Below are 4,086 nucleotides of genomic sequence, written 5' to 3'. Positions count from 1 at the left end.
ATCCATTTAATTCCCTCCCTAAAATTAAGGGCGGAATTCTAATGCTTTTTATTCAAACTACAAGCTCATGTGCGTAACATAAGTAATAAATTGCTTTTAATTACATCAGGACAAGGAGCTTTCCTTGTGTTAAAAAAGCCGGGATCTTTTAATGGTGCGTCACCAAGTGCATTGAAAGCCATTCTTAATAATGAGGGGCGCACTGATTTCGTGCTTGCCATCTTTATGCGTATATCTCGTTCTGTTGCAGCCATTGTTTTTATTCCCAAGATAATATTGGGCGGATATCGTACAATACCGGGCTGGTGAAATGCAAATAATTTGCACAGAAAAAGTTTTTTGTTAGTGGAAGGTATGAAAATCAACATGCCTTAAGCAAGCGTAGATACTGTGGACAAAACGAAGCATGCCCATCAGCTTGACTCAGGGGTTTTTGTCGCTTTACAGGAACCACTCCCATTTATAAAAGAAAACAACATCCGATACATTTTGTCATTAAAGTCTCTTGATTTGTAGGTAATCGTTGGCTTGAACGAGATGCACGATAATCATCGGATGTTTTATTGCGTATGGTAGTGAAAATACTGTGTTTAATTAATCGTCCTTTTAAATTGCCATTATCATCAGATGTGATATCCAAGCTGTGTGTATCACAAAGAAGCGGGGCAAGCTCGGTTGTTTTTTTACAAGGTTCAGGTACGGTTAATTCTGTGTCTGGTTCCAGATTTCTGATATGTAAGCTGACTAACTCTGATGAACAGGGCTCATCAAGATGAAGAGACGCAATTTCAGCATGTGCCTTATCTGGTTGAACTGCAATTAATGCCTGGACTAAAACTAAATCTTGTGTTGAATCATTGGGATGGACCTTCCTATCAACCGATTCTGGTGAGCTGCTCCTGGAAGGGTGAAGTTGTGCAATCTCAATGGATGCCTCAATTGGTTGAACACATGTTATTTCGGGTGTTGAAGTACTGCTGCTTGTTATGGAGTGAATCAGATTAGATGATATTGTTGATGCATTATTAATGGCATGTGAAGCTTCATCTAAAGATGGGATATCATTCACAAAAACCTTGCTATCAAAACCAAAATAACGGTCATTCAATATTTGATCTGCTTTTAGCCTGGCTTCAGGAAACTCGAGCATTTTATTTATAACTTCGATATAAGATTCTCTTGATTTGGTCAATATTGTTGCCTTTATTTGAGTATCAGAGTAATAGCTGTGAATTTTATTAGGATATACATGAGCAGAGTTTGGCAGGGATTTTATAAATTTATCCCGTACACTCTGTGTAGAGAAAAAAAGTTCAAATCTCATGCAGGTGTGAAGTTTCTTATTGTGATCTACATAATAAATTTGAGGATAAGTAAGATGAGCTTCTATCAAATCAGGATTGAATAATCCCTTGCTAAAATCAAAAACACTGGTACAACCTCCGCAAATTAATATCCCTGCTCCTATCAGAGAAAGCTGGGATAGCAGTTTCATTTCACCATCAAGATGCACAAAAGTATCTGGCTTTAATTCAGAAAGAGGAAGAGGATTGCGAAACTCATTTAAGACCCATGTCCCCCTGTCTCCTCTTTGAAACTGTGAGTCTGATTCAGTCTTCATAAGGCTGGTTGACAGCATATATTTCTCCTGGCTCCGTTGCAAAAATTGACCTGAACTTAGACTTAACCCATTAAAAAAGGGAGTAACGTATGGCACAGTACCAACCATCAAACTTAAATTGGGCCATTTTCAAGGCGAAGTGATTATGCAAAGTGTATGTTGATATTGCAAATATGCTATTATCTATCGTGATTTAGAAGAAATGACGGCTCATCGGGGGCAATATTATTCCAGCTAAGATGAGAATTATTTTATCAACGCTCAAAGAGTTTTTCTTCTAATACCCTTTGTTGCTCAATCTAAAATAGAAAGATTTAAAATTATGGGTTAAATTACAGAAACAGGGTAAATACGAAATGAAAGGTAGAGTTTGATTTTTGAGGTAAATATGACAGAAGAAACACAAAACGAATTCATAAAGAATAATCAGGTATTAATCCAAAAATTTCTTGTGGAATCTAAACCACATGAAGATGAAATAAGCGCTAGTATTCAAGGAACTATTGCCCAATTTTTATTGAATACACGCATTGAATTTAATAAATGTACAATTGAGAGAGAATGGATTAGCACAGAAGAAATCATACAAGCCCAAATAACGGTGTTGAGACGCTGTATAGTAGACTTAGAGCGGTATTATTCAACACTATCGCAAGGAAAAACTTTGCAATGAACTAATCATCGTGGGGACTGTAAATAATTCTGTGTAACTGTCCTGTGTTAAACAAACTCACTCAACCGCTCTTCGAAATCAATCATAAATCGATTCAGTGCGGTTTTCCAATCTCTAATGGGCATTGTCCATTTTTTAGCATGCGTAGATACTGTCTTTAAAAGCAAGCAACCTTTTAAAGACAGTATCTACTCTTGCTGAGCCTGATTAACAATCTATTTGCCTATCCCTGATATAATGGAGTTCTCTTAAAAAAACATGTTAAACGTGAACATTAACCCTAACTTAGCAAACGTAGCCTGGTTGCTTGCAACCAGGATTTGTCCAAATTATCTTGGTTGAGTCAGAGCAAACATTCCCTGACCCTTAAGGTTTTTTATTTGTGGCTTAATCTGGATAATCTTAAATTAGCTGGTTGCGTCATTTTCATATTATTTAGTTGTTGTTGTATTTCATTTAGGAATAAGAAAAATCCCTGGTTGCAAGCAACCAGGCTACTCTTGCTGAGCAGTATATTGGGTATTGTGAAAAAGCAATGAGGAGCGATAAAAAACGGAAACACAGCTTCCAGCCCCATTACAGATGCACTATAATTAGTCTTATTTTGGCTTAATAGAGATTCGTCGTGCCCAATGTAATTCCAAGTTACACGCTTTTACTGGAAAAATTCATGTTAACATATACATCACATGGACGGCTTGCTTCATTGTCTTCATTTCAACCTAAAGAACCAGTTCTTTACACTGCCATTAAATCCAGATTAGGTCTAAATAACGCTATTGAATATTCTGAAAAAAAATTAGTAATTTTGAATTTGTGTAATGAAGCATGGAAGCAATTGACACTTAACAGTGATATCCAGCGTGATGCTCAAAAACTTTATGAAGATGTTGACAATCTGATTCTTTGCAAAAGAAACAGCGCACAATTTTTCGAAATCATCACTCTCGGAAAAAAAATTGATGAACCAAAATTAAACAAATTAATTAATATCCTGGAAAGTTGGGATTATCCTGTAGCTAATTTGGTTTCAGGTCTTCTGCTTGAAGGACGTATCCGCAGTGTAGTTAAAGAAAGGGATCATCCGAATGTTTACTGGGAAAAGCGTATTCATGACGCCATTACCTTTTACAATAAAGCCGCAACAGACAAAACGCTCAAACCGACTGTTGATTTTATTTTATGGGAAATAAAAACAACCTCACCTATTCCATCGGTACAAATACGTTTAAGTCAGTATGATTTAACACCACCTGCAACCTATATCCCTACCTATAACTCCTTCAATGCGGCACGAAGTGATGTGAGTTTTGCACTCCCGACTTTACGCAGTACGCTCTTCTTCAAACCCGAATCGATTTCGGAGCAACATATTGCTGAAGAAATAAATCTGACCAGTCAGCACGTTAGGAGCAGTTAAAATTGATAGCAATAAAGATTATTCAATGAATAATAACTTTCAATTCTCTTTCAAACTGGTCGATAAAACACAACAGCAGCTTATACAAGAGTGGGTTATCCAACCACATATCAATGAATGGCTTCATGGCACTGGACAACAAAATACCATTGACGATTTGAAGCAGTTCGTTAGTGAACATTAACCCTAACTTGGGTTAAATTACGGAAAAAGGGTAAATGGGAATTGGCATAGCAAACGTAGCCTGGTTGCTTGCAACCAGGATTTGTCCAAATTATCTTGGTTGAGTCGGGGCAAACATTCCCTGCCCCTTAATGTTTTTTATTTGTGGCTTAATCTGGATAATCTTAAATTAGCTGGTTACGTCATTTA

General features: G+C 36.8%; 5 protein-coding genes. 4 read left to right on the top strand and 1 reads right to left on the bottom strand.

The genetic code is table 11. The annotated features are described in order from the left end of the window. Window positions 1-126: 126 nt before the first annotated feature. Complete coding sequence (locus Lwor_RS13805) at window positions 127-309, top strand: hypothetical protein (RefSeq protein ID WP_147279885.1); 183 nt, start codon at window positions 127-129, stop codon at window positions 307-309. Between the two features lie 151 nt (window positions 310-460). On the opposite strand, the gene Lwor_RS10515 is transcribed toward Lwor_RS13805, so the two are convergent. Continuing rightward, the gene (locus tag Lwor_RS10515; protein WP_058493831.1) at window positions 461-1,639 is read right to left on the bottom strand and encodes a hypothetical protein; all 1,179 of its coding nucleotides are present in this window, start codon (window positions 1,637-1,639) and stop codon (window positions 461-463) included. Window positions 1,640-2,009: 370 nt separating this feature from the next. Here Lwor_RS10515 and Lwor_RS10510 point away from each other — a divergent pair, with 370 nt between their 5' ends. The 3 genes from Lwor_RS10510 to Lwor_RS13800 all read left to right on the top strand — a co-directional run bounded on the left by Lwor_RS10510 (window position 2,010) and on the right by Lwor_RS13800 (window position 3,898). Then, on the top strand, window positions 2,010-2,294 hold the full coding sequence (locus tag Lwor_RS10510; RefSeq protein ID WP_058493830.1) for a hypothetical protein: 285 nt from the start codon (window positions 2,010-2,012) through the stop codon (window positions 2,292-2,294). 670 nt (window positions 2,295-2,964) lie between these two features. Further along, on the top strand, window positions 2,965-3,714 hold the full coding sequence (locus Lwor_RS10505) for a hypothetical protein (RefSeq protein ID WP_058493829.1): 750 nt from the start codon (window positions 2,965-2,967) through the stop codon (window positions 3,712-3,714). A 25-nt stretch (window positions 3,715-3,739) separates the two neighbouring features. Continuing rightward, a complete protein-coding gene (locus Lwor_RS13800) occupies window positions 3,740-3,898 on the top strand; it encodes a hypothetical protein (RefSeq protein WP_157063146.1) in 159 nt (52 codons plus the stop codon). Window positions 3,899-4,086: the final 188 nt, after the last annotated feature.

Origin of the sequence: Legionella worsleiensis (genome assembly GCF_001467535.1) — a bacterium.
Classification (GTDB): domain Bacteria; phylum Pseudomonadota; class Gammaproteobacteria; order Legionellales; family Legionellaceae; genus Legionella; species Legionella worsleiensis.
This window is presented reverse-complemented; position numbering and strand designations above follow the sequence as displayed.

Excerpts from the sequence above, each read along its gene's own strand:
- Lwor_RS10505 (WP_058493829.1), top strand. The coding sequence starts at position 2,965 with ATGTTAACATATACATCACATGGACGGCTTGCTTCATTGTCTTCATTT.
- Lwor_RS10510 (WP_058493830.1), top strand. The coding sequence starts at position 2,010 with ATGACAGAAGAAACACAAAACGAATTCATAAAGAATAATCAGGTATTA.
- Lwor_RS10515 (WP_058493831.1), bottom strand. The coding sequence starts at position 1,639 with ATGCTGTCAACCAGCCTTATGAAGACTGAATCAGACTCACAGTTTCAA.
- Lwor_RS13800 (WP_157063146.1), top strand. The coding sequence starts at position 3,740 with ATGAATAATAACTTTCAATTCTCTTTCAAACTGGTCGATAAAACACAA.